Origin of the sequence: Micromonospora cremea (genome assembly GCF_900143515.1) — a bacterium.
GTDB classification, from domain to species: Bacteria; Actinomycetota; Actinomycetes; order Mycobacteriales; family Micromonosporaceae; genus Micromonospora; species Micromonospora cremea.
In genome coordinates this window covers 1,618,860-1,643,150 of sequence record NZ_FSQT01000002.1, presented here as the reverse complement: position 1 = coordinate 1,643,150, position 24,291 = coordinate 1,618,860, and the positions used below count along the sequence as shown (strand labels likewise).

At 73.3% G+C, this 24,291-nt stretch carries 22 protein-coding genes and 2 riboswitches; of the genes, 12 read left to right on the top strand and 10 right to left on the bottom strand.

Annotated features, from left to right (window positions below):
• Positions 1–58 precede the first annotated feature (58 nt).
• The gene (locus BUS84_RS21030; RefSeq protein WP_074314947.1) at positions 59–364 is read right to left on the bottom strand and encodes an ArsR/SmtB family transcription factor; all 306 of its coding nucleotides are present in this window, start codon (positions 362–364) and stop codon (positions 59–61) included.
• 91 nt (positions 365–455) lie between these two features.
• Here BUS84_RS21030 and BUS84_RS21025 point away from each other — a divergent pair, with 91 nt between their 5' ends.
• The 3 genes from BUS84_RS21025 to BUS84_RS21015 all read left to right on the top strand — a co-directional run bounded on the left by BUS84_RS21025 (position 456) and on the right by BUS84_RS21015 (position 4,347).
• Positions 456–1,418, top strand: a complete 963-nt coding sequence (locus BUS84_RS21025) for a DMT family transporter (RefSeq protein WP_143728468.1) — start codon at positions 456–458, stop codon at positions 1,416–1,418.
• A gap of 90 nt (positions 1,419–1,508) precedes the next feature.
• Positions 1,509–1,644: riboswitch (SAM riboswitch) on the top strand.
• 10 nt (positions 1,645–1,654) lie between these two features.
• Positions 1,655–2,941 carry a threonine synthase gene (gene thrC, locus BUS84_RS21020; RefSeq protein WP_074314944.1) on the top strand — a complete coding sequence of 429 codons (1,287 nt, stop codon included), beginning with the start codon at positions 1,655–1,657 and terminating at the stop codon, positions 2,939–2,941.
• Between the two features lie 386 nt (positions 2,942–3,327).
• Positions 3,328–4,347 (top strand): GNAT family N-acetyltransferase, encoded by a 1,020-nt coding sequence (locus tag BUS84_RS21015; protein ID WP_074314943.1) that lies wholly within the window; start codon positions 3,328–3,330, stop codon positions 4,345–4,347.
• Between the two features lie 9 nt (positions 4,348–4,356).
• Here BUS84_RS21015 and BUS84_RS40725 read toward each other — a convergent pair whose 3' ends face one another.
• A complete protein-coding gene (locus BUS84_RS40725; protein ID WP_280175146.1) occupies positions 4,357–4,479 on the bottom strand; it encodes a hypothetical protein in 123 nt (40 codons plus the stop codon).
• A gap of 350 nt (positions 4,480–4,829) precedes the next feature.
• Here BUS84_RS40725 and paaN point away from each other — a divergent pair, with 350 nt between their 5' ends.
• A complete protein-coding gene (paaN, locus tag BUS84_RS21010) occupies positions 4,830–6,503 on the top strand; it encodes a phenylacetic acid degradation protein PaaN (RefSeq protein WP_208869707.1) in 1,674 nt (557 codons plus the stop codon).
• Between the two features lie 192 nt (positions 6,504–6,695).
• Here the strand turns inward: paaN and BUS84_RS21005 are convergent, their stop codons facing one another.
• Positions 6,696–7,226: a GNAT family N-acetyltransferase gene (locus tag BUS84_RS21005; protein ID WP_074314940.1), complete on the bottom strand. Its 531-nt coding sequence runs from the start codon at positions 7,224–7,226 to the stop codon at positions 6,696–6,698.
• A gap of 303 nt (positions 7,227–7,529) precedes the next feature.
• Here BUS84_RS21005 and BUS84_RS21000 point away from each other — a divergent pair, with 303 nt between their 5' ends.
• The 3 genes from BUS84_RS21000 to groL all read left to right on the top strand — a co-directional run bounded on the left by BUS84_RS21000 (position 7,530) and on the right by groL (position 10,913).
• The gene (locus BUS84_RS21000; protein ID WP_067305333.1) at positions 7,530–7,733 is read left to right on the top strand and encodes a cold-shock protein; all 204 of its coding nucleotides are present in this window, start codon (positions 7,530–7,532) and stop codon (positions 7,731–7,733) included.
• Positions 7,734–8,024: 291 nt separating this feature from the next.
• Positions 8,025–9,017: a hypothetical protein gene (locus BUS84_RS20995; protein ID WP_074314938.1), complete on the top strand. Its 993-nt coding sequence runs from the start codon at positions 8,025–8,027 to the stop codon at positions 9,015–9,017.
• Positions 9,018–9,290: 273 nt separating this feature from the next.
• Entirely contained in the window at positions 9,291–10,913 is a 1,623-nt protein-coding gene (gene groL / locus BUS84_RS20990; protein ID WP_074314936.1) for a chaperonin GroEL, read from the top strand.
• 56 nt (positions 10,914–10,969) lie between these two features.
• Here the strand turns inward: groL and BUS84_RS20985 are convergent, their stop codons facing one another.
• From BUS84_RS20985 to BUS84_RS20975, 3 genes are all read right to left on the bottom strand, one after another.
• Positions 10,970–11,215 (bottom strand): hypothetical protein, encoded by a 246-nt coding sequence (locus BUS84_RS20985; RefSeq protein WP_074314935.1) that lies wholly within the window; start codon positions 11,213–11,215, stop codon positions 10,970–10,972.
• Positions 11,216–11,301: 86 nt separating this feature from the next.
• Positions 11,302–12,237: a GNAT family N-acetyltransferase gene (locus BUS84_RS20980; RefSeq protein WP_074314933.1), complete on the bottom strand. Its 936-nt coding sequence runs from the start codon at positions 12,235–12,237 to the stop codon at positions 11,302–11,304.
• A 100-nt stretch (positions 12,238–12,337) separates the two neighbouring features.
• Entirely contained in the window at positions 12,338–14,818 is a 2,481-nt protein-coding gene (locus BUS84_RS20975; RefSeq protein ID WP_074314931.1) for a S8 family serine peptidase, read from the bottom strand.
• Positions 14,819–14,898: 80 nt separating this feature from the next.
• Here BUS84_RS20975 and BUS84_RS20970 point away from each other — a divergent pair, with 80 nt between their 5' ends.
• Both BUS84_RS20970 and BUS84_RS20965 read left to right on the top strand, forming a co-directional pair.
• Positions 14,899–16,716 carry a glycerol-3-phosphate dehydrogenase/oxidase gene (locus BUS84_RS20970; RefSeq protein ID WP_074318969.1) on the top strand — a complete coding sequence of 606 codons (1,818 nt, stop codon included), beginning with the start codon at positions 14,899–14,901 and terminating at the stop codon, positions 16,714–16,716.
• An 87-nt stretch (positions 16,717–16,803) separates the two neighbouring features.
• Positions 16,804–17,340 (top strand): hypothetical protein, encoded by a 537-nt coding sequence (locus BUS84_RS20965; protein ID WP_074314930.1) that lies wholly within the window; start codon positions 16,804–16,806, stop codon positions 17,338–17,340.
• A 37-nt stretch (positions 17,341–17,377) separates the two neighbouring features.
• On the opposite strand, the gene BUS84_RS20960 is transcribed toward BUS84_RS20965, so the two are convergent.
• Positions 17,378–18,778, bottom strand: a complete 1,401-nt coding sequence (locus BUS84_RS20960) for an FAD-binding oxidoreductase (protein ID WP_074314928.1) — start codon at positions 18,776–18,778, stop codon at positions 17,378–17,380.
• Between the two features lie 70 nt (positions 18,779–18,848).
• Between BUS84_RS20960 and BUS84_RS20955 the strand changes: the two genes are divergently transcribed.
• Entirely contained in the window at positions 18,849–19,133 is a 285-nt protein-coding gene (locus tag BUS84_RS20955; protein WP_074314926.1) for a DUF4031 domain-containing protein, read from the top strand.
• Here BUS84_RS20955 and BUS84_RS20950 read toward each other — a convergent pair.
• The gene (locus BUS84_RS20950) at positions 19,105–19,761 is read right to left on the bottom strand and encodes an HD domain-containing protein (RefSeq protein WP_244298658.1); all 657 of its coding nucleotides are present in this window, start codon (positions 19,759–19,761) and stop codon (positions 19,105–19,107) included. The two genes, BUS84_RS20955 and BUS84_RS20950, sit on opposite strands and share 29 nt — an antisense overlap.
• A gap of 82 nt (positions 19,762–19,843) precedes the next feature.
• Here BUS84_RS20950 and BUS84_RS20945 point away from each other — a divergent pair, with 82 nt between their 5' ends.
• Positions 19,844–21,103 carry an FUSC family protein gene (locus tag BUS84_RS20945; protein WP_074318968.1) on the top strand — a complete coding sequence of 420 codons (1,260 nt, stop codon included), beginning with the start codon at positions 19,844–19,846 and terminating at the stop codon, positions 21,101–21,103.
• Positions 21,104–21,124: 21 nt separating this feature from the next.
• On the opposite strand, the gene BUS84_RS20940 is transcribed toward BUS84_RS20945, so the two are convergent.
• Positions 21,125–22,375, bottom strand: a complete 1,251-nt coding sequence (locus BUS84_RS20940) for an aminotransferase class V-fold PLP-dependent enzyme (RefSeq protein ID WP_425293495.1) — start codon at positions 22,373–22,375, stop codon at positions 21,125–21,127.
• Positions 22,376–22,445: 70 nt separating this feature from the next.
• A riboswitch (SAM riboswitch) is annotated at positions 22,446–22,566 on the bottom strand.
• Between the two features lie 23 nt (positions 22,567–22,589).
• On the opposite strand from BUS84_RS20940, the gene BUS84_RS20935 reads away from it, so the two are divergent.
• Positions 22,590–24,068 (top strand): PrsW family intramembrane metalloprotease, encoded by a 1,479-nt coding sequence (locus tag BUS84_RS20935; protein ID WP_074314922.1) that lies wholly within the window; start codon positions 22,590–22,592, stop codon positions 24,066–24,068.
• Positions 24,069–24,081: 13 nt separating this feature from the next.
• Here the strand turns inward: BUS84_RS20935 and BUS84_RS38680 are convergent, their stop codons facing one another.
• The gene (locus BUS84_RS38680; protein ID WP_167627074.1) at positions 24,082–24,249 is read right to left on the bottom strand and encodes a hypothetical protein; all 168 of its coding nucleotides are present in this window, start codon (positions 24,247–24,249) and stop codon (positions 24,082–24,084) included.
• Positions 24,250–24,291: the final 42 nt, after the last annotated feature.

Sequence of the window (24,291 nt, the reverse complement as noted above, 5' to 3'; positions counted from 1 at the left end):
TCACGGCCCCGGCCGGGCGTCACTGCCCCCGCCGGTCGGCCGGCGCCCCCGGTCGACGTCAGCCTTGGCTGGGCTGAGCGAGGACCGCGTTCAACAGGCCGGGGTAGAGGCGGTCCAGTTCGTCGCGGCGGAGGCGGACGTAGCGGCTGGTGCCGGCGGCGCGGGTGCGGGTCAGGCCGGCCTCGCGCAGCACCTTCAGGTGGTGGCTGCGGGTCGCCTTGGAGACGCCGAACTCGAAGGTGCCGCAGGCGCGCTCGCCGCCCTCGGCGAGTGCCCGCACGATCTGTAGCCGCACGTCGTCGGCGAGTGCGGCCAGCACGGCGGTGACCGGTACGGCGGCCAGGTCGGGTTCGTGCGGCTCCATGTGACCAGTGTAACCGTTGTTCGACAATTGTCGAACATCCCCCTAGGGTCGGTGTCGTTGGTTCGAAGATACTCGAACATTGGAGCTGCCGATGCGATCCCGCGCCGCCGCCTACCCGTTACTCGCCGTGCTCAGCTGGGGAGTGATGTTCCCGATCCTGGCCAGTGCGCTGACCCGGGTCGACGCGCTCAACCTGACCACCGCCCGCTACCTGCTGGCCACCGTCATCCTGGTCGGCATCCTGCTGCTCCGCGAGGGCGCCGGCGCGCTGCGGCTCGGGGGCCGAGCGGCCGAGGTGGTGGTGCTCGGCGTGGTCGGCTTCGCCGGCTTCAACGTGCTCACCAACCTGGCGCTCGAGCACGCCGCACCGCAGCAGATCGCCCTCTTCGTGGCGACCACCCCGGTCATCACCCAGCTGGTCCGCTGGGCTCGGGACGGCGTACGCCCGAAGCCGCTCCTGCTGGCCCTCTCCCTGGTGGCGCTTCTCGGCGTCGGTCTGGTGATCACGCGCGGGAGCCTGGCCGGGCTCGGTCAGTTCGGCCTCGGCGGTCTGATGATGATCGGCGCGGTGCTCGGCTGGGCCATCTACACCCACGGCGCCAGCCGGTTCGGCGATTGGTCGCCGCTGCGTTACACCACCCTCACCGCGCTCGCCGGCACAGTCGCCATGCTCGCCGCGAGCGTGCTCGCCGACGGCATCGGCTGGCAGCACGCGCCGGCCGCCGCCGACCTCGTGGCGGTCGCCCCGCAGTTGGCGTACGCCGTGATCCTGGGCGCCGTGGTCGCGGTGCTGGCCTGGAACACCGGCGTGCAGCGGCTCGGCGCCGCCAACGCCGCCCTGTTCATGAACGTGGTCCCGGTGACCACCTTCGCGGTGCAGATCGCCCGCGGCTACCGGCCGGAGCCGGTCGAGCTGGTCGGGGCCGCGATCACCATCGCCGCCCTGGTCGCCGCGAACCTTGCCACCCGGGCCCGGGTGGCGTCCCAGCCCGGGCCGGCCGCGGTGACGGACCCGGTCGCGGTGGTCGACCCGGTGGCGGTGGCCGCCCGCTGACCCCACCCGTCCGGTCCTGCCGGCTCACAGCGTGGGATCTGCGGTGGAGGCGACGCCCGGCGTTGCCTAGACTCGATGGCACAACTGCATACCTCATCCAGAGGGGCTGAGGGATACGGCCCGACGACGCCCCGGCAACCACCCCGCGCGCTCACCGCTGAGCGACCCGCGGGGCAGGTGCCAATTCCGTCCCCGCCGCACCGTGCGATGCGGGGAAAGATGAGAGGACCCTCGACATGACGTCGACGCTCGCCGCCTCCGGCATCGACACCTCCGCCAGCCCCGCCCGCGCCCTGGTCTGCCGCGCATGTTCGGCCCGCTACCCGCTCGCCGCCCAGCACGCCTGCTACGAGTGTTTCGGCCCGCTGGAGGTCGACTACGACGCCGCAGCCCTGGCCACCGTCACCCGTGAGCAGATCGAGGCCGGCCCCAACAACATCTGGCGGTACGCCGCGCTGCTGCCCGCCGGTCAGGACCCGGCCACCCGGGTCACCCTCGACCCGGGGCTCACCCCGCTGGTGGCGGCCCCGCACCTCGCCGCCGAGCTGGGCATCACCGCGCCGCTCTGGGTCAAGGACGACAGCGCCAACCCGACCCACTCGTTCAAGGACCGGGTCGTCTCGGTGGCGCTCACCGCCGCCCGGGCGCTCGGCTTCACCCGGTTCGCCTGTGCATCCACCGGCAACCTGGCCAACTCGGTGGCCGCGCACGCCGCCCGCGCCGGGGTGCCGTCGGTGGTCTTCATTCCCAGCGACCTGGAGCAGGGCAAGGTCGTCACCACCGCGGTCTACGGCGGTGAGCTGGTCGCGATCGACGGCTCGTACGACGACGTGAACCGGCTCTGCGGCGAGCTGGTGGAGACCGACGACTTTGAGGACACCGCGTTCGTCAACGTCAACGTCCGGCCGTACTACGCGGAGGGCTCCAAGACGCTCGGGTACGAGGTGGCCGAGCAGCTCGGCTGGCGGATCCCGGCCCAGGTGGTCATCCCGATGGCCAGCGGTGAGCTGCTCACCAAGATTGACAAGGCGTTCTCCGAACTGGTCGAGATCGGTCTGGTCGAGGCGCCGGCCGAGGGCTGGAAGGTCTTCGGCGCCCAGTCCGCCGGCTGCAACCCGATCGCCACCGCCCTGCACGCCGAGACCGACACGATCACCCCGGTCAAGCCCACCGGCATCGCCAAGTCGCTCAACATCGGCGACCCGGCCGCCGGCCTCTACGCCATCGAGGCCGTCCGTCGCACCGACGGCTGGATGGAGTACGCCGACGACGACGAGATCCGCGCCGGCATCCGACTGTTGGCGCGTACCACCGGGGTCTTCGCCGAGACCGCGGGCGGGGTCACCGTGGCGGTGCTGCGCAAGCTGGTCGAGTCCGGCCGGCTCGACCCCACGGCGGAGACCGTCGTGTTCAACACCGGCGAGGGCCTCAAGACCATCGACGCGGTGGCCAACCAGGTCGGTCCGACCCACCACATCAAGCCGTCCCTCCGCGCCGCCCGAGACGCAGGCCTCCTCGGCTGACCCACCCCACCGCCGCACCCGTTGATCATGAAGTTGGCGGCGCGACACGCCGGTGTCGGCGTCGCCAACTTCATGATCGACCGCGGCGGGTGGTTTGCCGGGTGGGCGGGCGGGGGATGGGGGATCGCCCGGACGGGGGATCGGGCCGATCCGCCGGGTAACTGGCTTTTAGCTGTGAGTGTGGAAAACCCGCCGCTCTGGACTTGACGGCAGGAACCGGACGGCGCAAGATGCTCCGTGCGGGAGGGCATTTCGCCGGAGACTTTTGAAGTTCTTGCGACCCAACGCCGGAGGCGTTGTGCGAGTGTCCCTCCCGACCACGTCCGATCGGGCCAGCGATTAAATTCGCTGGCCCGATCGCTTTTCCGGGGTGCACGCTCAGCGGCATGACCATCACCATCGCGTCGTTCGACGGCGCCGACCGGGCCGCGGTCGACGAGGCGTACCGGATCGGCGCGGCGGCCAACGACGCCGACCTGCCGGACTTCCCGCCCTTCTGCCGGCGACGTTTCGACGCGCTCTTCCACACGCCGATGCCCGGCACCGACACCCTCTGGGCGCTGGCCCGGCTGGACGGCGTGCCGGCCGGCTACCTCCAGCTCGAGCTGCCGCAGCTCGACAACACCGACAACGCCACGGCCGAGGTGGTGGTGGACCCGGCACTGCGGCGGCGGGGCGTCGGCCGGGAGCTGCTGGCGCACGGCGTACGCCTGCTGCGCCAGCGCGGTCGCAAGCGGGTGCTCGGCATGGCGGTCTCCGCGCTGCCCGGCGGCCCGGCGCGGTCGGCGGCCGGCGGCGCGTTCGCCGCCGCGGCCGGCGCCGAGCCGGCGCTGGCCGAGGTGCGCCGCCGGCTCGAGGTCGACAACATCGACCGGGCCGCGCTGAGGGCGGCGCTGGCCGAGGCCCACACCCTGGCCCGGGGCTACCAGTCGGTCTGCTGGCAGGGCGCGACCCCGCAGGAGTACGTCGCGGACGTCGCCTACCTGGACGGCCGGCTGCTCATGGACGCGCCCATGGGGGACGTGCAGTGGGAGCCGGAGCGGGTGGACGCCGAGCGGGTCCGGGGCACCGAGCGGGCGTTGGACGCCCGGGGCCGGCGGCGCTACCACCTCGGGGTGCGGCACGAGGCGTCCGGCCGGCTGGTCGCCTGGACCCTGCTGGACGTGGGCGCGTCCGCGGACTGGCACGCGTTCCAGCAGATCACCATCGTCGACCCGGACCACCGCGGGCACCGCCTCGGCCTGCTCGCGAAGGTCGAAAACCTGCACCACCTGCTCACTCACGAGCCCGCGGTGCGCGTGATCGACACCTTCAACGCGGCCAGCAACAGCTACATGGTGGCGATCAACGAGCGGCTCGGTTTCCGTCCGGTGGACTCCTGGACCGACTGGCAGCTCACCCTCTGATCCGGGTGGTCACCCGTCCGGCCCGTCCAACTGTCCGGTCAGGTCGCGGATCGCGGCGTGGAAGTCCTCGTCGGGGATGAACCGGTGCCCGTGCACCGGCGGCGGCACGGTGTCGGTCGGCGGGATGAGCAACCCTTTGGGATCCCGTACCCCGGCGGTCGACCCGGGCCGCCGGGTCGTCGGGCGTGGCGGGCGTCGGAGCGAACATCCGCCCGCCCACCGGGTCGGTGTGCCGCCAAAGGTTGATCCACCGCCAGGACAGCCGGTCGCCCAGCTTCCGCAACACCTCGCCGTTGACGTACGCCGGGAAGACCCGGCAGTACCGATTCCCCAGGGGGAGGCGTACGTGAGCAGCGCGACCCGCCGCCGGCAGTCATTTGGGAGTTGAAGCACCGTCACCGCGCTGGCCCGCGATGCCGGCTGCCGCGCTGTCGGGCATTGGCGCTTCTGCTCCCGGACACGGCTGCGGCATGATGGCGGACATGACGGAGACCCCGCATCCCCTGTACGACAGGCACGCCGACACCCTCAACCGTGCGCTGACCGCGATCACGGAGCGGGGCTACTGGTCCGCCTATCCCGAATCCCCCAGCCCTCGCGTGTACGGCGAGACCGCCGCCGCCGACGGTAAGGCCGCCTTCGAGGCGTACCTGGGTGGCGACTTCCCGCTCGACCAGCCGGGCACCGGCGACCGGGTCGCCACCGAGGCGAGCCCGTTCGGGGTGGAACTGGCGGTGCGCTACCCGCACGCCGGCACCGACGAGCTGGTCACCGCCGCCATCGCCGCGCTGCCAGCCTGGCGCGACGCCGGCCCGCAGGCCCGGGTGGGCGTCTGCCTGGAGATCCTCGACCGGCTGCACAAGCACATCTTCGAGCTGGCCAACGCGGTGCAGTTCACCAGCGGGCAGGCGTTCGTGATGGCCTTCCAGGCCGGCGGCGCTCACGCGCTGGACCGGGCGCTGGAGGCGCTGGCGTACGCGTACGCCGAGATGACCCGGCACCCGGGGACGGCCGGTTGGGAGAAGGCGGCCGGCAAGGGCGACCCGCTGCGGATGAGCAAGACGTTCCACGTGGTGCCGCGCGGGGTGGCGCTGGTGATCGGCTGCAACACCTTCCCGACCTGGAACTCGTACCCGGGGCTGTTCGCCTCGCTGGTCACCGGCAACCCGGTGATCGTCAAGCCGCACCCGCGCGCGGTGCTGCCGCTGGCCATCACCGTGAAGTACGCCCGGGAGGTGCTCGCCGAGGCAGGCTTCGACCCGAACCTGATCATGCTGGCCGCCGAGGCGCCCGGCGAGAAGCTCGCCAGCGATCTGGCCCTGCACCGGTCCGTCAAGATTGTCGACTTCACCGGTTCCACCGAGTACGGCGACTGGCTGGAGACGCACGCCCGGCAGGCGGCGGTCTACACCGAGAAGGCCGGACTGAACACGGTGGTGATCGACTCCACCGACGACTTCGCCGGCATGTGCCGCAACCTCGGCTTCACGCTGACCCTCTACAGCGGCCAGATGTGCACCACCTCGCAGAACATCCTCATCCCGGCCGCCGGCATCGAGACCGACCAGGGGCACAAGAGCTTCGACGAGGTGGCCGGCGGGATCGCCGCGGCGGTCGGCAAGCTGACCGCCGACCCGGCCCGGGGCGTGGAGCTGACCGGCGCCATCGTCAACGACGGGGTGCTGGAGCGGCTGGCCGAGGTGACCAAGGTCGGCGAGCCGGTGCTGGAGTCCCGGGCCGTGGCGCACCCGGCGTACGCCGACGCGGTGGTGCGTACCCCGACCATCGTGAAGCTGGCCGCGGACGACGCGGAGACCTACGGCCGCGAGTGGTTCGGGCCGATCTCGTTCGCCATCGCCACCGATTCCACGGCGCACAGTCTGGAACTGCTGCGCCGGACGGTCGGCGAGAAGGGCGCGCTCACCGCGGGTGTCTACTCCACCGACGAGTCGGTGCTGGACGCGACCGAGGCGGTGGCGGTCGGGGTCGGGGTGCACCTGTCCTGCAACCTGACCGGCGGGGTCTTCGTGAACCAGTCGGCGGCCTTCTCCGACTTCCACGGCAGCGGCGCCAACCCGGCGGCCAACTCGGCGCTGACCGACGGGGCGTACGTGGCCAACCGGTTCCGGATCGTGCAGTCGCGTCGGCACGTTTGATCTTGTTTTTGGTTGCGGTTGGGGTTTCCGGGGCAGCCCGCTCCGCTCCGGGCGGTCAGGCTTGATCCCTGCGCGGGGCGGGCTGCCCCGGAAACCCTTCCGGGCACGCTGGTCGGGAGGCTGCCCGGCTCCGGGGCATCAGCGGGGTCTTGCCTTTGGGATGGTTCTTTGGGTTTGGGTTTGGGTTTGGGGTTAGGCGGGTCGGCGCATCTGGAGTTCGGTCAGCGCCGGGATGGTGGGGTGCGGCACCCGCACGCCGGTGTCGACGAAGCCGATCCGCTGGTACGCCCGGTAGGCCCGGTCGTTGCCGACCACCACCTCCAGCATCAGCTCGGGCCGCCCGCACTCCCGGGACCAGGCCGCCACGGCGTCGATCAGCTCCCCGAGCAGCCCGCCGCCCCGCCAGCCGGGGGTCACGTAGACCGCGTAGATGACGGTGAGGCCGGGCTCGGTGGGGCTGACCGTGCCTCCGGCGTGCCCGACGAGCCGGCCGCCCGGGTCGGCGATGAACTGCGCGGTGTCGGATCCGACCGAGGTGTACGCGATCCGGGCGGCGTAGTCGGCGTGCGGTCGGGCCGCCGCGTCGGCCACGGTCTCCAGGAAGGCCAGCGGCGCGTCGGCGAGCATCTCCAGGCGCAGCGCGCGCATCCGTGCGGCGTCCGCCGGCCGGACCCGGCGAATCTCCGCCTGTCGTGGGGCGGCCCCGCGTAGATCGGTGGTCATGCCCGCATGCCTACCACAGCGGCGGACGGCGACTCCGGCCGTGCCGGCCACCGTCGGCCGGCACAATCATCGCCGTGAATCGGGTTGATCGGAAACCGGGCCGACCACCGCCGCCCGGAATGGCGTCGGCGCGATCGGAATATGCCGATTTATGGTCGTGCGCGGCCGTCACTCCTCGTGTAGCGTGCGATTTCGGTCACCCGTTTCAGCGGCCGTCATCGATCGCCGGAGCGGTGGCCCGGAGGCGCCCGGTCGTGCCGCGCGCCGGGGCAGGCAACGCCGCGCAGAGTGAGGAAGTGCACCGTGGCACAGGGCACCGTTAAGTGGTTCAACTCCGAAAAGGGCTACGGCTTCATCGCCGTCGACGGCGGTCAGGACGTGTTCGTCCACTTCTCCGCCATCGAGATGGACGGCTACAAGGCGCTGGACGACGGTCAGCGGGTGGAGTTCGAGATCGCGCAGGGCCAGAAGGGCCCGCAGGCGGAGCGGGTGCGCGTCATCGCCTGACCGGGGCAGCGCCAGCGAGGCCTGAGGGGCCGGGGCTGCGTCACGCGGCCGGACCCTGGAAGATCGTGAACCATTCCAGCTCGCTGAGGAGGGTTCATGTCCGACCAGCCGCCCCCGGCCGCCCCACCCCCGGGCCAGCCCGACCCGTCCGGTCCGCATTCCGGTGGCGTCAACCCGTCCGGCCCGCACCCGGACGATCCTGGTCCGACGGGTCCGCCTCCCGCTGGTGACCCGACCGCGCCGTCCCCCTGGGGCCCGCCGCCGGGCACCCCTCCCGGCTGGGATCCGAGCATGACGCCCGCCTGGGGGCCGCCACCGGGCGCGCCGCCGCAGGGCTGGGTGTTCCCGCCGACCGGCGGCTACCCGGTCGGCGCCGGGCCGTACGGTGGGCAGCCCTGGTACCCGGGACCGCCGACCGCCGGGTGGTATCCGCCCGGGTTCGATCCGGCCGACCGGCTCGTCACCCCACCCGGGGCTGGCCTGAGCGGTTGGTTCGACCGGTGCGTGGGCGCGGTCCGGCGCGGCTGGAGGCTGCTGCTGCCGATCCTGCTGCTCACGCAGGTGCTGCCGGCGGCGGTGCTGTCGGTGCTCTCGCTGGGGCTGGACCCGACCGCGAGGTGGGAGACGACCGCCGCCGACGGGTCGACCTCGTTGCCGGACACCTTCTTCACCGACCTGGCCACCGTGTTCCTGGTGCTCATCGGCGGCAGCCTGCTGATCGGGTTCGTGCAGGCCGTGGGCTGGGCGGCCGGCACCTGGGTGATCACCCGTCAGGCGGTCGGTGAGCCGGTCAGCCTGGGTGAGGCGCTGCGCTACGGCCTGCGCCGCGCGCTCGGGCTCTGGGGCTGGACGCTGCTGATCGGCGTGATCGTCGGCCTGGGCATCTGCTTCTGCGTCCTCCCGGGCATCTACCTCGCGTTCGCGCTCAGCATGGCCGGGCCGGTCTATCTCTTCGAGCGGCAGAACCCGATCGGCCGGTCGTTCCGGATGTTCCACGAGCGGCTGGGGTTGCTGCTGGGGCGGGTGGCGCTGGTGGCGGCGGCAGTGATCGTCGGCACTCTGGTCGCCAGCGTGCTGGAGGGGGTCGGCAGCGCCCCGTTCGGGGTCGATCCGCTCGCCACCCCGGGTTCCACGATCGGCGTGGTGCTGGTGATCGCCGTCAGCGCGGTGCTGGCCCTCCCCGCCCATCTCGTGCAACTGGTGGGGCTGCTGGTGACGTACGCCGAGCAGCGGGCCCATGAGAGGCCGGTGAACGGCGCCGGACTAGCTGCCGAACTCGGCTGACCGAGGCAGTCGTGCTTGCACTCGGCAGGGGAGAGTGCTAAACAAGTCATTGGCACTCGCATACCGTGAGTGCCAATGGTCGGGACGGTGGGGCCACTGTCGCGCCGGCGCGGAGACGCCGGGGTGACACATGGCCGGTCGTCGCGGGCTATCCGGCCCGGCCGAAGGACGTCGTCGTCGCCAGGTGGCGACGTCCCAAGGTGCGTACACCAGGCGGCCCATCCGGGGCATTCATCTCGGGTGGCCCGTGAGTGTCCAGGAGGACAACGCCGTATGGCCAAGATGATCGCGTTCGACGAAGAGGCGCGCCGCGGCCTCGAGCGGGGCATGAACCAGCTCGCCGACGCCGTAAAGGTGACCCTCGGCCCCAAGGGCCGCAACGTCGTGCTCGAGAAGAAGTGGGGTGCCCCCACCATCACCAACGATGGTGTGAGCATCGCCAAGGAGATCGAGCTCGAGGACCCGTACGAGAAGATCGGCGCTGAGCTGGTCAAGGAGGTCGCCAAGAAGACCGACGACGTTGCCGGTGACGGCACGACGACGGCGACCGTCCTGGCCCAGGCCCTGGTTCGCGAGGGCCTGCGCAACGTGGCCGCTGGCGCCAACCCGATGGCCCTGAAGCGGGGCATCGAGGCTGCGGTCGCGAGCGTCTCGGAGGAGCTGTCCAAGCTCGCCAAGGACGTCGAGACCAAGGAGCAGATCGCCTCCACCGCCTCCATCTCCGCTGGCGACAGCACCGTCGGCGAGATCATCGCCGAGGCGATGGACAAGGTCGGCAAGGAAGGCGTCATCACCGTCGAGGAGAGCAACACCTTCGGGCTGGAGCTGGAGCTCACCGAGGGTATGCGCTTCGACAAGGGCTACATCTCGGCCTACTTCATGACCGACCCGGAGCGTATGGAGGCCGTCTTCGACGACCCGTACATCCTGATCGCCAACAGCAAGATCTCGTCGGTGAAGGACCTGCTCCCGATCCTGGAGAAGGTCATGCAGTCGGGCAAGCCGCTGCTGATCATCGCCGAGGACCTGGAGGGCGAGGCCCTGGCCACCCTGGTGGTCAACAAGGTCCGGGGCACCTTCAAGTCGGTCGCCGTCAAGGCGCCGGGCTTCGGTGACCGCCGCAAGGCCATGCTGACCGACATCGCCATCCTCGCCGGTGGCCAGGTCATCAGCGAGGAGGTCGGCCTCAAGCTCGACGCCGCCAGCGTCGACATGCTGGGCCGCGCCCGCAAGGTCGTGGTGACCAAGGACGAGACCACCATCGTCGACGGTGCCGGCGACGCCGAGCAGATCCAGGGCCGGGTCAACCAGATCCGGGCCGAGATCGACAAGAGCGACTCCGACTACGACCGGGAGAAGCTGCAGGAGCGGCTGGCCAAGCTGGCCGGCGGCGTTGCGGTGATCAAGGTCGGCGCGGCCACTGAGGTCGAGCTCAAGGAGCGCAAGCACCGCATCGAGGACGCCGTTCGCAACGCGAAGGCTGCCGTCGAGGAGGGCATCGTCCCGGGTGGTGGCGTCGCGCTGGTGCAGGCCGGCAAGACCGCCTTCGACAAGCTGGACCTGGTCGGCGACGAGGCGACCGGTGCCAACATCGTCAAGGTCGCGCTGGACGCCCCGCTGCGGCAGATCGCCGTCAACGCCGGCCTCGAGGGCGGCGTCGTGGTGGAGAAGGTTCGTAACCTCGAAGCGGGTCACGGCCTCAACGCCGCCAACGGTGAGTACGTCGACCTGCTGGCCGCGGGCATCATCGACCCGGCCAAGGTGACCCGGTCGGCGCTGCAGAACGCCGCTTCCATCGCGGCGCTCTTCCTCACCACCGAGGCCGTCGTCGCGGACAAGCCGGAGAAGACCCCGGCTGCCCCGGCTGGCCCGGGTGGCGGGGACATGGACTTCTGAGTCCAGTTCCGACACGGAACGGGGCGGGCCGCTGACGCGGTCCGCCCCGTTCGTCGTCAGGTGGGTAGCGGGCGCTGATTGCGCCGCTTCTGCGCCCGGTCGTACGGCGGCGGCAGTTGGATCGGTGCGTCCACCATCTCCTGCGGCTCCTCGGCCACCGGCTCCCCGTTGGTGGTCATCTCCGCCAACTGCTCGGCGTCGCCGTAGTCGAGCCGGTCGAACGGCAGTTGGCCGGGGAGTTCGCCGACCGGTTTCCAGGTGACGGGCGGGCCGTCCTCGGTCTGGTCGTCGTCCGTCGTCATGGCTGCCTCCTTTACCAAAACGGTAGGGGGCGTCGATGCCCGACGCGGGGCGAATGGCGCTATCTGAGTCTATATCCTATTCGCCCTTATTTGGCGTTCAGCGTCCGCCGGTACAGGAAGAAGACCCGCTCGATCCGGGCGCCGGCGCTGCCGGAGTAGAACGGCACCGGCCCCACCCAGCCGATCTGCGCCCGGTCCAGCCCCGCTTCCTGCTGATCCCGCAGACAGCGACGCAGCAGCACCCCGCCGATGCCCGAACCTTCGGCGGCCGGCGCGGTGCCCATCGGCCCGAACCAACTCGGCCGGGACGACCCGTAGGCGGCGAAGCCGAGCAGCTCGCCCGCCCGCTCCGCCAGGTGGCAACCGGCGCCGTCGCGACCCACCGACCCGGCCAACTCGCCGTCCCACGCGCCACCGAAGGTGGACCGGGCGAATGCCGCCAGCGCCGGCAGGTCTGTCGGTTCCGCCCGACGTACCGTGATCCCCTGCCCGGCCAGCCGCTGCTCCGCCGCCTCGGTGGACCGCAACGCCGGCGAGCCGTCGTACGACAGGTCGGCGGTCATGTTCCAGGCGGTCCGGTCCTGCTCGTAGCCGAGCGCCAGGGCGGTGCAGACGGCCGGCGTGTAGCGCACGTCGATGCCCGGCCAGGCGTAGTACGGCGGGTTCCCGGCCAGCAGCACCTCGGTCACCCCGTGCTCGGCGAGCACCCGTTCGGCGCGCTCCAGCAGTGCCCGTCCGATGCCCCGACGGCGCTGATCCGGGAGCACCGCGACCAGGTCCACGTGCCCGAGAGCCGGGTCGGCCGACGACACCGAACAGAGCAGCACCCCGACCAGGTCCGCGCCCCGGTACGCGCCCAGCCCGACCACCAGCCGGTCGGCGGCGGCCCGCGGCCAGAGCGCGTCCACGATGGCGGCCGCCTCGACGGCGTCCTCGGGCAGGTCGAGCGCCTGCGTACAGACCCGCACCGCGGCGGCAGCCAGGTCGGGGGTCAGCTCGGTAATGGTGATCTCGGCGTCCATGGTCGCCGACCCTAGATCACCGGGAGTTGGTTCATCCTCCCGCCCGTCGTGTCAACAAGGGGCCCCGCTACCACCGCAGGCGTCAACAAGGTGCCCTTCCTTACCGCTGGGCGGCGCGGACGGCGGCGTACGCGTCGACCTGGCCGGCGCCCGTGACGTTCGCCGGGCCGCCACAGGCGTCGGCCGGGTTGCCGGAGCGGTAGGTCGGCTCGGCCGGCGTCGCGGTGTCCCGCAGGATCTGTCGGGTCCGGGCCAGGTCGCCGACCAGCGCCGGGTTGGCCGACCACATCAGGGCGACCACCCCGGCCACCTGCGGGGTCGCCATCGAGGTGCCATCGAGTGCGGCGTACCCGCCGCCCGGCATGGCCGACACCACGCCCACGCCCGGTGCCAGCACGTCCGGCTTGCCCGGGCCGCCCGGCACCGGCCCGCGCGAGGAGAACTGGGCCACCCGCCGCTGTGCGTCGACCGCGCCCACGGTCAGCACGTCCGAATACGGCGCCGGCGGGTCGTCGATCGACGCGCACCACGGGCCGGTGTTGCCGGCGGCGGCGACCACGAAGATCCCGGCGGCGTCCAGTGCGGCGGTGGCCGGCCGCAGCACGTTCCGGTCGCAGCCCTCGATGGGCGGGCAGCCCCACGAGTTGGTCAGCACCTGCGGGGCGCGCTCCGGCCGGCCGTCGCGGAACGGGTCGCCACCAGCCGGGAAGGGTGCCAGCATGAACTGGAGGCAGTCGAGGTAGTGGCCCGGGCTGCCCAAGTTGCGGTCCAGGTTGACGCAGCCCACCCACTGGGCGTCCGGCGCCACCCCGATGCCGCCCCGGCCGACCGCGCTGCCCACCGTGTGGGTGCCGTGCCCGCCCTGGTCGGTCGGGGTCCGGGTGCCGTCCCACGGGTCGTACCAGGAGTCGTCCCCGCCCCGGAACGCGGCCCGCAGCGCCGGATGGTTGCCGTCCACACCCGAGTCCGAGCTGCCCACCACCATGCCCGCGCCGGTGACGCCGAGCTGGGACCAGACGCGGTCGGCACCGAGTTGGCGGATGTTCCACTCCGGGCCGGTGGGGGCGGCCGCGGTACCCCGGTTCTGCCCGGCCGGTGCCGGCAGTGGCCGCAGTCGCTGGCTGACCAGCACCCGGGCCACCTCCGGACGGCGCGCGAGCCAGGCCCGCACCGCCGGACCGCCGTCCACCTCGACCGCGTTCACCAGGTAGTACGACACCGGATCGAGCCGCAGCCGGGTCAGCTCCCGGCGCAGGTCGGTCTGGCTCCGATCGGCGGTGGTCACGAGCCGCCGGTACACCTCCGCCGCGCGGGCGTCCCGTCCGGCCCGGCCCGGCACGCCCGTCGGCAGCCCGGTCAGGTCGGCCTGCTCGCGCAGCACCACGAGCAGCCGCTCGCCGTGCAGGGCCGGCTGACCGGGCCCGAGGTCGACCACGCCCACCGTCAGCAGCAGCACCACCGCGGTGAACGCGGCCACCCGCCGGTTCGGCGTGCGGGCCGCCGGCCGGGCCAGCAACACCGCGTACCCGATGGCGACCAGGGCCGCGACGGCCAGCCCGGCGCCGGCGGCGGCCGCCACCCAGAACGGCACGTCGCGGGTGCCGATCAACAGCAGGGTGATCTCTTCCGGGTCGGCGAAGGCCAGCGGGCCGAGCGTGGCCAGACCCACCAGCCAGCCGGTCGCGGCCCGGCCGGCGTGCACGGCGTCCGCCGCGCGGTCGGGCACGTTCGCCGCTCCGTGGGCGGCCGGACGCCAGATCGCGGCCCACAGGGCGGCCAGCGCGAAACTCACCGGCGGCAGGGTCAGCAGCGCGGGTAGCTGCGCACCGGACTGGCCGGCGCCGGCACCGAGCAGCAGCAGCGCCACCCCGGCGACCAGGCCGCCGACCAGCACCAACCGGGCCGGCCGGGGCGGCTGGCCGACCGCGAAGCGGGACCAGAAGGAGGCGTCCAGCAGCGTCGCGGCGAGCACCCCCAGCGCGGCCGCCGCCAGCAGGGCGAGCGCGGTCTCCAGCAGCCCACCGAGCGCGCCCAGCCAGACCCAGGGCAGCAGCAGCGCCAGCCCGGCGGCGACCGCGAGCAGCGGCACCGGGCCGGTCGTCGCGCGGACCCCTGGGCCGGCCGGCCCGGCGGACGCCGACCGGCGTGCCGACCAGCGCAGGACGAGCGCGGTGAGTGCCGCCGTACCGGCCAGCGCGGCCAGGTACGCCTCGTGGTGCACCGGCGGCACGACCCGCAGCAGCGTGAGCAGCCCGAGCACGAGCGCCGCGGCCAGCCAGGCCCGCCCGGTTGCCCGGACCGCGGCCGACCGGGGCAGCATGGCCAGCAGCAGCGCCGGCGTGCCCACCAGTACGACGCTGGTCAGGCCCAGCACCGGCCAGAGCCAGCCCACCCGGTCCCGCCCGAAGCCCAGCAGCACCTGGTCGGTGAGCCAGCCACCCGCCTGGGTGGCCACGGTCACCGCCACTGTCCAGCCACCGGCCAGCACGGCCGCGACCACCGGCCACGGATTGGGCCGGCCCGGGAGTGACGGCTGGTAGGGCGGCGGTTGACCAGCGGCTGACGGAGGGCCGACCTGCATGACTCGCACAGTACGGGGCGGGCGGGGCATGTCGACACGCTGGCCACGGCGGTTACGGTGGACAGGTGCGCGACCCCAACATCTCCCGCTCCGTGGCCGGGCAGCTCTCGCCGGTGCGCCGGGCCGCCGACCTGCGCCGACTCCGCGCGGAGCGCTTCGACGTGCTGGTCATCGGGGGCGGGGTGACCGGTGCCGGCGCCGCCCTGGACGCGGCGTCCCGGGGCCTGAAGGTCGCCCTGGTCGAGGCGCGCGACCTCGCCGCGGGCACCTCCAGCCGGTCCAGCAAGCTCATCCACGGCGGCCTTCGCTACCTGGAGCAGTTGGAGTTCCATCTGGTCCACGAGGCGCTCACCGAGCGGGGCCTGCTGGCCACCCGACTCGCGCCGCACCTGGTCCGCCCGGTGCCGTTCCTGGTGCCGCTGCCGGCCGGCCAAGGCCTGCGGGACCTGCCCGCCCGCATCTTCCGCCGCTCGTACTACGGCGCCGGCGTGGCCACCTACGACGCCTTCGCCGGAGTCTTCGGCGGTGGCCGCGGCATGCCGCTGCACCGGCACCTGACCCGGGAGGGGGCCCGGCGGATCTTCCCGAGCCTGCGGGCCGACGTGCTGGCCGGAGCGATCCGCTACTACGACGGGCAGGTCGACGACGCCCGGCTGGTGGTCACCCTGGCCCGCACCGCGGCCAGCCTCGGCGCCACGGTGGTGAGCAGCGCCCGCGCGGTCGGGCTGATCCGGCAGGCGCGCGAGGTTACCGGCGTCCGGGTCCGCGACCTGGAGGCGCCGGCCGGCTCTCCGGACGCCGAGTTCGAGGTGCAGGCCCGCACCGTCATCGCCGCCACCGGCGTGTGGAGCGACGACATGTCCCGGATGCTCAACGACGTGGGCCTGCGGCCCGGCGTCCGGGTGCGCGCCTCCAAGGGGGTGCACCTGGTGGTGCCCCGCTCGGCGATCACCGGCGAGACCGGGCTCATCCTGCGTACGGCGAGTTCGGTGCTCTTCGTCATTCCGTGGGGCGGGCACTGGATCATCGGCACCACGGACACCGACTGGCGACTGGACCGGTCCCACCCGGCAGCGTCGGCCCGCGACATCGACTACCTGTTGCAGCAGGTCAACGCCGTGCTGGACCGGCCGCTGACCACCGCCGACATCGAGGGCGTCTACGCCGGGCTGCGGCCGCTGCTGGCCGGTGAGGCCGACTCCACCTCGAAGCTCTCCCGCGAGCACGCGGTCTTCGAGCCGATGCTCGGGCTGCTGCTGGTCGCCGGTGGCAAGTACACGACGTACCGGGTCATGGCCTCCGACGTGGTGGACCGGGCCGCCCGCCGGCTGGGCGGCGCCCGTCCGTCGCGCACCGCCGACCTGCCGCTGCTCGGCGCCGACGGGTACCCGGCCATGTGGCGGGACCGGGCCGACCTGGCCCGGCGGCACGGCGTACCGGTGGGCGTGGTGGAACACCTGCTGGAGCGGTACGGCACCCTCACCCTGGATCTGCTCGCGCTGATCGACGCCGATCCACTGCTCGCCTCCCCGCTGGCCGGCGCACCGGAATATCTGGCCGCGGAGGTCGCCTACGCGGCGCGGGCCGAGGGTGCGTTGCACCTGGAGGACGTGCTGACCCGGCGGACCCGGATCTCCTTCGAGACCAGCCACCGGGGGCTCGAGTCGGCGGAGCACACCGCCGAGCTGATGGGCGCGGTGCTCGGGTGGGACGCGGCCACCCGGGCCCGCGAAATCGAGCACTACCGCGCCCGGGTGGAGGCGGAACGGCAGTCCCAGCTGATGCCGGACGACGCTGCGGCGGACGCGGCCCGGCTGGGCGCCCCGGATGTACGGGGCTACGCGGCCGACCGGGGTGGCGACGACGATCAGGCCGAGTTGCGCACGTCCGCTCGGTGACGAAAAGAAATGTTACCGAAGGGTAACCATCGATACCGGCCCGGATGGTGGTTTCGGCTGCTATCTACGGTGGGGTAGGTTTCCGCGGTGCTTTCCCGCGCGCGCTCCCGCCTGCTCATTCCGCTTCTCGCCACGGCGCTCGCCGGCGCCCTCACCGGGTGTTCGCTGCTCGACCGGGACACCCGGGACACTCCGACCGCGCAACCGCCGGTCGGTACGGCAGCCGGTGGACCGGTGCCCGAGATCCCGACGACGGTCGCCGCGGGTCAGGTCAGCCTCCTGCAGCGGCTCGGTGCGGACGGCCCGATACGCACGCTGAGCGTCGAGCGGGACGGTACGTGGCAGTGCCTCGACTGCGCCGGTGACGGCGTCACCTCCCGGGGCACGCTCGGCCCGGAGCAGACCGAACGGCTCCAGGTGCTGCTGGCCGACCCGAAGCTGGCGAAGGAGACCGATCAGGTCCGGCAGTACCGGATCACCTGCATCGACGCGCTGACCTCCAGCCTGCTCACCTCCGCCGGGCTGATCACCTCACAGGACTGCCCGGGCGAGGAGCGCCCGCCGGTCGCAGGGGAGATCCTGCTGCTGCTCACCCAGGCGACCCCGGCCGAGGTCGTCGGCTGATCGCGCGCCGGGGGCGCCGAGTCGCACCCCGACCGGGTCAGAGCACCTTGCCGGGGTTGAGCAGGCCGGCCGGGTCCAGCGCCGACTTGATCGCCTGGTGCACCCGGACCCCGACCGGGCCGATCTCCCGGGCCAGCCAGTCCCGCTTGAGCAGCCCCACCCCGTGCTCGCCGGTGCACGTACCGCCCAGATCCAGGCCGAGCCGCATGATCTCGTCGAACGCCCGCCGACCCCGCTCCACGCTCGCCGGGTCGGCGCGGTCGACCACGATGTTCGGGTGCATGTTGCCGTCCCCGGCGTGCCCCACCACGCCGATCGGCACCTCGCACTCCGCCGCGATCCGGGCCACCCCGTCCAGCAGCGCGGCGAGCGAACCGCGCGGCACCGCCACGTCGTCGATCACCAGGCCGCCGTTGCCCTCCGGGTACGCGTCGGCGGCGAACTTCTCCATGGCCGGGTGGGCGAGCCGCCGGGCCTGCAGCAGCGCCGCCGCCTCCACCGCGTCGGTGGCCGCGTAGACCTCGTCGGCGCCGGCCGCCTCGCACACCTCAGCCAGGCCGGCCAGGTCGTCGGCGGCCCGGCTGCCGGTGTCCGCGGCGGCCAGCAGCAGGGCCTGCGCGTCCGTCCGCAGCCCCATCGGCTGGTACGCCTCGATGGCCCGCAGGTGGGTCTGGTCGAGTAGTTCCAGCAGGCTGGGAGTGAGCCCCTGGGCGGCGATCGCGGCCACCGCCGCGCCGGCCGCCGCGGTGGACGGGAAGACCGCCACCAGGGTCAGCGAGTCGGCCGGTGCGGGCCGCAGCGCCACGGTCACCTCGGTGATCACCCCGAGGGTGCCCTCCGAGCCGACAAAGAGCCGGGTCAGGTCGTAGCCGGCCACTCCCTTGGCGGTACGCCGGCCGGTGCGCAGCACCTCGCCGGAGGCGAGCACCACCTCCAGGCCGAGCACGTACTCGGTGGTCACGCCGTACTTGACGCAGCACATCCCGCCGGCGTTGGTGGCCACGTTGCCACCGATGGTGGAGGACTCCCAGGAACCGGGGTCCGGCGGGTACCAGAGGCCCTGCCTGGCGACCGCCGCGGCCAGCGTTGCGTTGACCACCCCGGGCTGGACCACCGCGATCCGGCTCACCGGGTCGATCTCCCGGATCTCGTCCATCGCGACGGTGCTCAGCACCACCGCGCCGTCCACCGCGTTCGCCGCGCCGGCCAGCCCGGTCCGCGCGCCCTGCGGCACCACGGGTACGCCGTGGCGCGCCGCCGCCCGGACCACCGCGACCACCTGCTCGGTGCTGCGCGGACGGGTCACCACGAGGGGGGTGCCGGCCGCGCAGAGGTCGGCCTCGTCCCGCTCGTGCATGCGCAGCAGGTCCGGGTCGGTGAGCACGGCGTTCTCGCCCAGCGCGGCGCGCAGCTCGTCGAGGAGTGGGGTGGGGGCCATGCAGCAGAGGCTAGGTCGCCGGCCGCCGATCATCAACACATGATCGACTGCGCGGGCTAGCTTGGGCACCATGCTCTACCTGGACCGGCCTGCCTGGCCGTGGCGCGGTCGGCTCTGGTCACACCTGATCAGCGACGTCTCGTACGCCGAACTGCACGCCTTCGCGGAGGCGCTGGGCGCGCCCCGGCGCGGTTTCGACCGCGACCACTACGACATCCCGGCCGACCGGTTCGCGGCGGCGGTGTGGCTCGGGGCCCGGGTGGTGCCGAGCCGGGAGCTGGTCCGGTTGCTCCGCGACGCCGGCCTGCGTCGCCCGAAGCACCTGGTCAGCCCGCGCCCACCGGCCGCCCGGTGAGCGTGGCCAGCTCGCGGCGCAGGTTGGCCCGGGCCGGCTGCTCCCACCGGCTCGCCAGCGGCGGCAGCCGGAACAGCGTCGGCAGCGCCAGCAGCCCGGTGAGCACCCCGGCCCGTCCGGCTCGGAAGGCCGGCTCCGGCACGTGTGCGTACTCCTGCCGGACGGCGGCCGCGTAGCGGTCGTACGCGGCCGGCGGCGCGGCCAGCACGGCGAGGTCCGCGTCGCAGAGCAGGGCGCCGTCCCGGTCGCCCGGCTCCACCACGTGCCCGGCGGTGAGCAGCACCAGCCGGCGCACCTCGGCCACCGCGGGCGCCGGCACACCGAGCCCGGCGAGGATGCTCCCGGCCAGCGTGGCGCTGTCCCGTTCGTTGGCGTCGCCGGCGGCCCGTGGGTCGTAGATCGCGTCGTGGCACCAGGCCGCCAGCCGGACCAGGTCGGCCCGGTCGGCCAGCCCGGCGTGCCGGTCCACCACGTCGAGCACGGCGGTCAGGTGGGCCACCGTGTGGTAGCGCCGGTGCGGTTCCCGCCAGCGGGCGAGCAACTGCTCCCCGGCCCGCGTCGAACCCGCGCCAGGATCTGCCCCGGCGCCCCGGGCCGCCGCCCGCCACCGGTCCAGTAGATCGGCCACCGCCCGAGTCTGCCGCATCCGGCCGCCACCTGCGGGGCGGGAGGATTCAGCGGGCCCGCCACGGGTAGTCGCGCCCATGGCCGTGGCCCGGGACAAGCGACCTCCGTTGGTGCGGCGGACCGCGCTGCGTGAAGGGTTGGTGGATGTCGACGGCGCGCGGATCGCCGAGGCCACCGAGGAGTTGCGGCATCGCAGCCGGGCCAACCTGCACGACCGGCTGCACCGGGTGCGGATGGCCGGCGGACTGGCCCTGCAGGCCGGGCTCGCCGCCGGGCTGGCGTACTTCATCTCGCACCGGTTGCTCGGCAACCCGCAGCCGGTCTTCGCGCCGATCTCCGCGGTCGGCACCCTGGCCGCGTCGGTCGGCCAGCGGTTCCGCCGGACCGTGGAGCTGATCGTCGGGGTGGGGATCGGGGTGGCCATCGGCGACTTCCTGATCTACCTGCTCGGCACCGGGGCGTGGCAGCTCGGCCTGGTGGTCACGGTGGCGATCCTGCTCACCATCTTCGCCGGGGCCAGCGTGGCCATCGTCATCCAGGCGGCGGCCACGGCGGTGCTGATCGTCACGCTGAGCCCGTCGACCCAGAACCTGGAGATTCCGCGGTTCGTCGACGCGTTCCTCGGCGGTGGGGTCGCGCTGCTGGTGACGGCGGTCCTGCTGCCGTTGAACCCACTCCGGGTGATCAATCGCGCCGCCCGGCCGGCGCTGGACCTGCTGGCCGGCCAGCTCGACGCCACCGCCGAGGGGTTGCGCAACCGGGACCGCGCAACCGTCCAGCAGGCGCTGGAGCGGCTGCGGAACAACAAGGAGGAGCTGGCCACGTTGGGCGAGGCGATCGAGGGTGCGAAGGAGACCGCCACCCTCTCCCCGGCCCGCTGGCACCGGCGCGACGAGCTGACCCACTACGCGGAGGCGGCGGACCCGATCGACCGGGCGATGCGCAACAGCGGCACGTTGGTCCGCCGGTCCGTGACGCTGATCGAGGACGAGGAACCGGTGCCGGACACGATGCCCGACGCGATCAAGCACCTCGCCGAGTCGGTCCGGTTGCTCAAGCACGAGTTCGCCGTGGGCGAGGAGCCGGAGAAGGCCCGAGAGCGGTCGCTGCGGGCGGTCAGCGAGGCCGGTCGGGCGTACGGCGCCGGGGTCGGCTTCTCGGGCAGCGTGGTGGTCGCCCAGATCCGCACCACGGCGAGTGACCTGCTGGTGGCCTCCGGAATCGAGCAGGAGGAGGCGAACCGGTGCATCCGCACCGCCTTCGGGGAGCAGGAGCGGCCGGTCGGTGAAACCGCCGAGCCAGGCGCGACGCCGAAACCCCCCACCGCCCCACCGGTCGGCTGACCGGGTCGCCGCGCCGCCGGCTCAGCCCAGCGTGGCGAGCGCGGCGAGCAGCCGGTCCACCTGGGCGGGGGTGCTGCCCAGGCCGACGCTGGCGCGCAGCGCGGTGGGCGGCAGGTCCCGCCGGCCGGTGCGCCCCGCCGCCTCGGTGAGCAGCCGCCGAGCCAGCGGATGGGCGCAGAACAGCCCGTCCCGTACGCCGATCCGGTGGTCGGCGGCCAGCCGGGCGGCCACCTCGGCCGAGTCCCGCCCGGCGACCACGAACGAGACGATGCCGACGCGGGGCGTGTCCGGGCCGAAGGTGCGCAGCTCCACCACGTGCGGCAGGGCGGCGATGCCGGTCCGCAGTCGAGCCAGCAACGCCTGCTCACCGGCGGCCAGCGCGGCCCGGTCCGCCCCGGCCAGCGCCGCGCACACCGCGGCCAGCGCCACCGCGCCGAGCAGGTTCGGCGTGCCGCCCTCGTGCCGTGCCGGGCCGGTCGCCCAGGTCACGTCGTGCGTGGCCGGCCCGACGTGGCTGGTGGCTCCGCCCCCGGCCAGGTACGGCGGTGCGGCGTCCAGCCAGTCCGCCCGGCCGACCAGCACGCCCGCGCCGAACGGCGCGTACAGCTTGTGACCGGAGACGGCCAGGTAGTCCACGTCGAGCGCGAGCAGGTCGACCGGGGCGTGCGGGGCGAGCTGCGCGGCGTCGAGGACGATCCGGGCCCCGTGCCGGTGGGCCACCCGGGCCAGTTCGGCGACCGGCCAGCGCTCACCGGTCACGTTGCTCGCCCCGGTCACCGCGACCAGCACCGGCAGCGCCGCGTTGCTGTCCCGGCGCAGCTCGGTGAGGGCGGCGGCGAGGGCGCGTACCGCCCCGGCGGGATCGGTGGGCACCGGCAGTCGCACCGAGCCACGCGGCCAGGGCAGCAGGTTGGCGTGGTGCTCGCCGGCGAAGGTGACCACCGTCGTGCCTGCGGGCACCGCCCGCGCCAGCAGGTTGAGCGCGTCCGTGGTGTTGCGGGTGAAGATCACGTGGTCGTCGGCGCGGGCGCCGAAAAAGTCGCCCACCGTCTGCCGGGCCCGCTCGTAGGCCAGCGTGCAGCGCCGGGACAGCGCTCCCGCACCGCGGTGCACGCTCGCGTACCAGGGGAGCAGTTCGGCCACCGCGTCGGCGGCGGCCCGCGCGCACGGCGCGCTGGCCGCGTAGTCCAGGTTGATCTCACCCGGTACGCCGAGGACGTCGAGCGGCCGCGACGGGGCCGGCGCGGGCGTGGTGCCGGACCGGGTGGGCAGCGAGGGTACGAGAGTGACGGACACGCCGGAACCTCCGGGGTCAGGGACCCCGGGTGCGATGTCGGGACGGGGTCCGCGCTTGCCCAGCACGCCGATCGGGCTGGGCCCGGTCATCACCCGGGGCACCCCACCGCGAACTCGACGAGGGTTGCCGGCCAGCAAGCCGGGGCTTGACGCTGGCGCTCGTGACCTGTCGGCAGCATACCGGCTGCCGATGGGCCCGGACCAGCCGGCGACGGATGGCTACGCTGACCGCATGGCCGACACCCCGCCCGGTGCACCCCTGCCGTCGCCGCCCGCGCCCGCAGCCCCGTCCTCCGGCGAGGCGCCCCGGATGCCGCTGCGCCGCCTGGGCTGGCGGCGCTTCCTGGTGCTGGCCGGGGTGGTGCTGTTCATCGCCGGGTGCGCGGTGTTCATGGTCTTCACGCTCGGCCAGTCGCTCGGCGTTCGGGCGTTGCTGATCGGGGTGGTCGCCGCCATCCTGCCGGTGCCGGTGCTGGTCGCCTGCTTCCTCTGGCTGGACCGGTACGAGCCGGAGCCGCTGAAGTATCTGATCTTCTGTTTCGCCTGGGGCGCGTTCGTCTCCACCGCCGCCTCGCTCACCGTGAACGAGTTCGCCGCCGCCCGGTTCGCTGACTGGGGGCTGCCGGCCGCGCTCACCGGGGTGCTGGTGGCGCCGTTCATCGAGGAGCTGACCAAGGCCCTCGGCCCGATCCTGCTGCTGGTGTTCCGCCGCCGGGAGTGGTCCGGCATCACCGACGGCCTGGTCTACTGCGGCCTCTCCGCGGTCGGCTTCGCCATGGTGGAGAACATCCTCTACCTGGGCGGGTACGGCTACGCGACCGGCGCCGACCGGTACGGCCCGGCGACGGGGACCCAGCAGGTCATCGCCATCTTCATCGTCCGGATCCTGCTGTTCGGGTTCGCCCATCCGCTGTTCACCTCGATGACCGGTGTGGGGCTCGGTGTCGCGGCCCGTACCGCCGACCGGCGCGTGCGGGTGCTCGCCCCGGTCGCCGGTCTGCTGCTGGCGATGATGCTGCACGGCACCTGGAACCTGCTGCCGACGCTCACCCAGGCCACCGGCGAGGCGCTGATCATGCTGTACGGCTTCCTGGGCCTGATGGTGCCGATCTTCTTCGGCATGGTGGGGCTGGCGGTGTGGCTGCGCGCGTGGGAGGGACGGCTCACCGAGCGGACGTTGCCGGACTACGTGCACGCCGGCTGGCTGAGCCCGCCCGAGGTGGCCGCGCTGAGCAGCCTCGGTCGCCGGCACGCGGCCCGCAGCTGGGCGCGGCGGGTGGCCGGGGACGCCGGGGTGCGGGCGATGCGCGGGTACCAGTTCGCCGCCACCCGGCTGGCCCTGCTGCGCGACGGGTCGCTGCGCGGCCTGGATCGCAAGCCCGCCGACCTGGAACGGACGGCCACCGAGGAGCGGGAGCTGCTGGAGGCGATCACCGCGTACCGGTCGTTCTTCGTCGGGCGGGACCCGCAGGCTCCGGCCGGGGTCTGGGACGGCAGTCGCTACCACCTGCGCTTTCCGGACGGCTCGCAGCGTCCGGTGGCCGCGCCGGAGGAGCCGGTGGTGCCGATTCCGGTGGTGCTGGCCGCGCCGCCGCCCCCGGTGGGACATGCCCCGCCCGGCTGGTACGGCCCTCCGCCGGCGGCGCCCTGGCCGTCCGGTCACCAGTGACGGCCGCGGCGGCTCAGGTCATCAGGGTGGTGAGGAAGTCACCGAGGCCCTGGGCCATCGCCATCAGCCCGGCCCCGATCGCCTTGAACATCTCCGCGGCGCCGTCCGGCCGGAACGCCATGAAGTAGATCAGGAACGCGACGCTGCCCCAGGCCAGCAGCTTCTTCACGAATACCGGCATCGTCCCTCCCCAGGGCCACGGTCGCCGGATGGCTTCCCTTCG

Coding starts and splice junctions, on each gene's coding strand:
- BUS84_RS20955 (WP_074314926.1), top strand. CDS start 18,849: ATGCTCTACCTGGACCGGCCTGCCTGGCCGTGGCGCGGTCGGCTCTGG.
- BUS84_RS20980 (WP_074314933.1), bottom strand. CDS start 12,237: ATGGACGCCGAGATCACCATTACCGAGCTGACCCCCGACCTGGCTGCC.
- thrC (WP_074314944.1), top strand. CDS start 1,655: ATGACGTCGACGCTCGCCGCCTCCGGCATCGACACCTCCGCCAGCCCC.
- BUS84_RS21005 (WP_074314940.1), bottom strand. CDS start 7,226: ATGACCACCGATCTACGCGGGGCCGCCCCACGACAGGCGGAGATTCGC.
- BUS84_RS20985 (WP_074314935.1), bottom strand. CDS start 11,215: ATGACGACGGACGACGACCAGACCGAGGACGGCCCGCCCGTCACCTGG.
- paaN (WP_208869707.1), top strand. CDS start 4,830: ATGACGGAGACCCCGCATCCCCTGTACGACAGGCACGCCGACACCCTC.
- BUS84_RS20995 (WP_074314938.1), top strand. CDS start 8,025: ATGACGCCCGCCTGGGGGCCGCCACCGGGCGCGCCGCCGCAGGGCTGG.
- BUS84_RS38680 (WP_167627074.1), bottom strand. CDS start 24,249: ATGCCGGTATTCGTGAAGAAGCTGCTGGCCTGGGGCAGCGTCGCGTTC.
- BUS84_RS20960 (WP_074314928.1), bottom strand. CDS start 18,778: ATGGCCCCCACCCCACTCCTCGACGAGCTGCGCGCCGCGCTGGGCGAG.
- BUS84_RS21025 (WP_143728468.1), top strand. CDS start 456: ATGCGATCCCGCGCCGCCGCCTACCCGTTACTCGCCGTGCTCAGCTGG.
- groL (WP_074314936.1), top strand. CDS start 9,291: ATGGCCAAGATGATCGCGTTCGACGAAGAGGCGCGCCGCGGCCTCGAG.
- BUS84_RS21015 (WP_074314943.1), top strand. CDS start 3,328: ATGACCATCACCATCGCGTCGTTCGACGGCGCCGACCGGGCCGCGGTC.
- BUS84_RS21030 (WP_074314947.1), bottom strand. CDS start 364: ATGGAGCCGCACGAACCCGACCTGGCCGCCGTACCGGTCACCGCCGTG.
- BUS84_RS20935 (WP_074314922.1), top strand. CDS start 22,590: ATGGGCCCGGACCAGCCGGCGACGGATGGCTACGCTGACCGCATGGCC.
- BUS84_RS20975 (WP_074314931.1), bottom strand. CDS start 14,818: ATGCAGGTCGGCCCTCCGTCAGCCGCTGGTCAACCGCCGCCCTACCAG.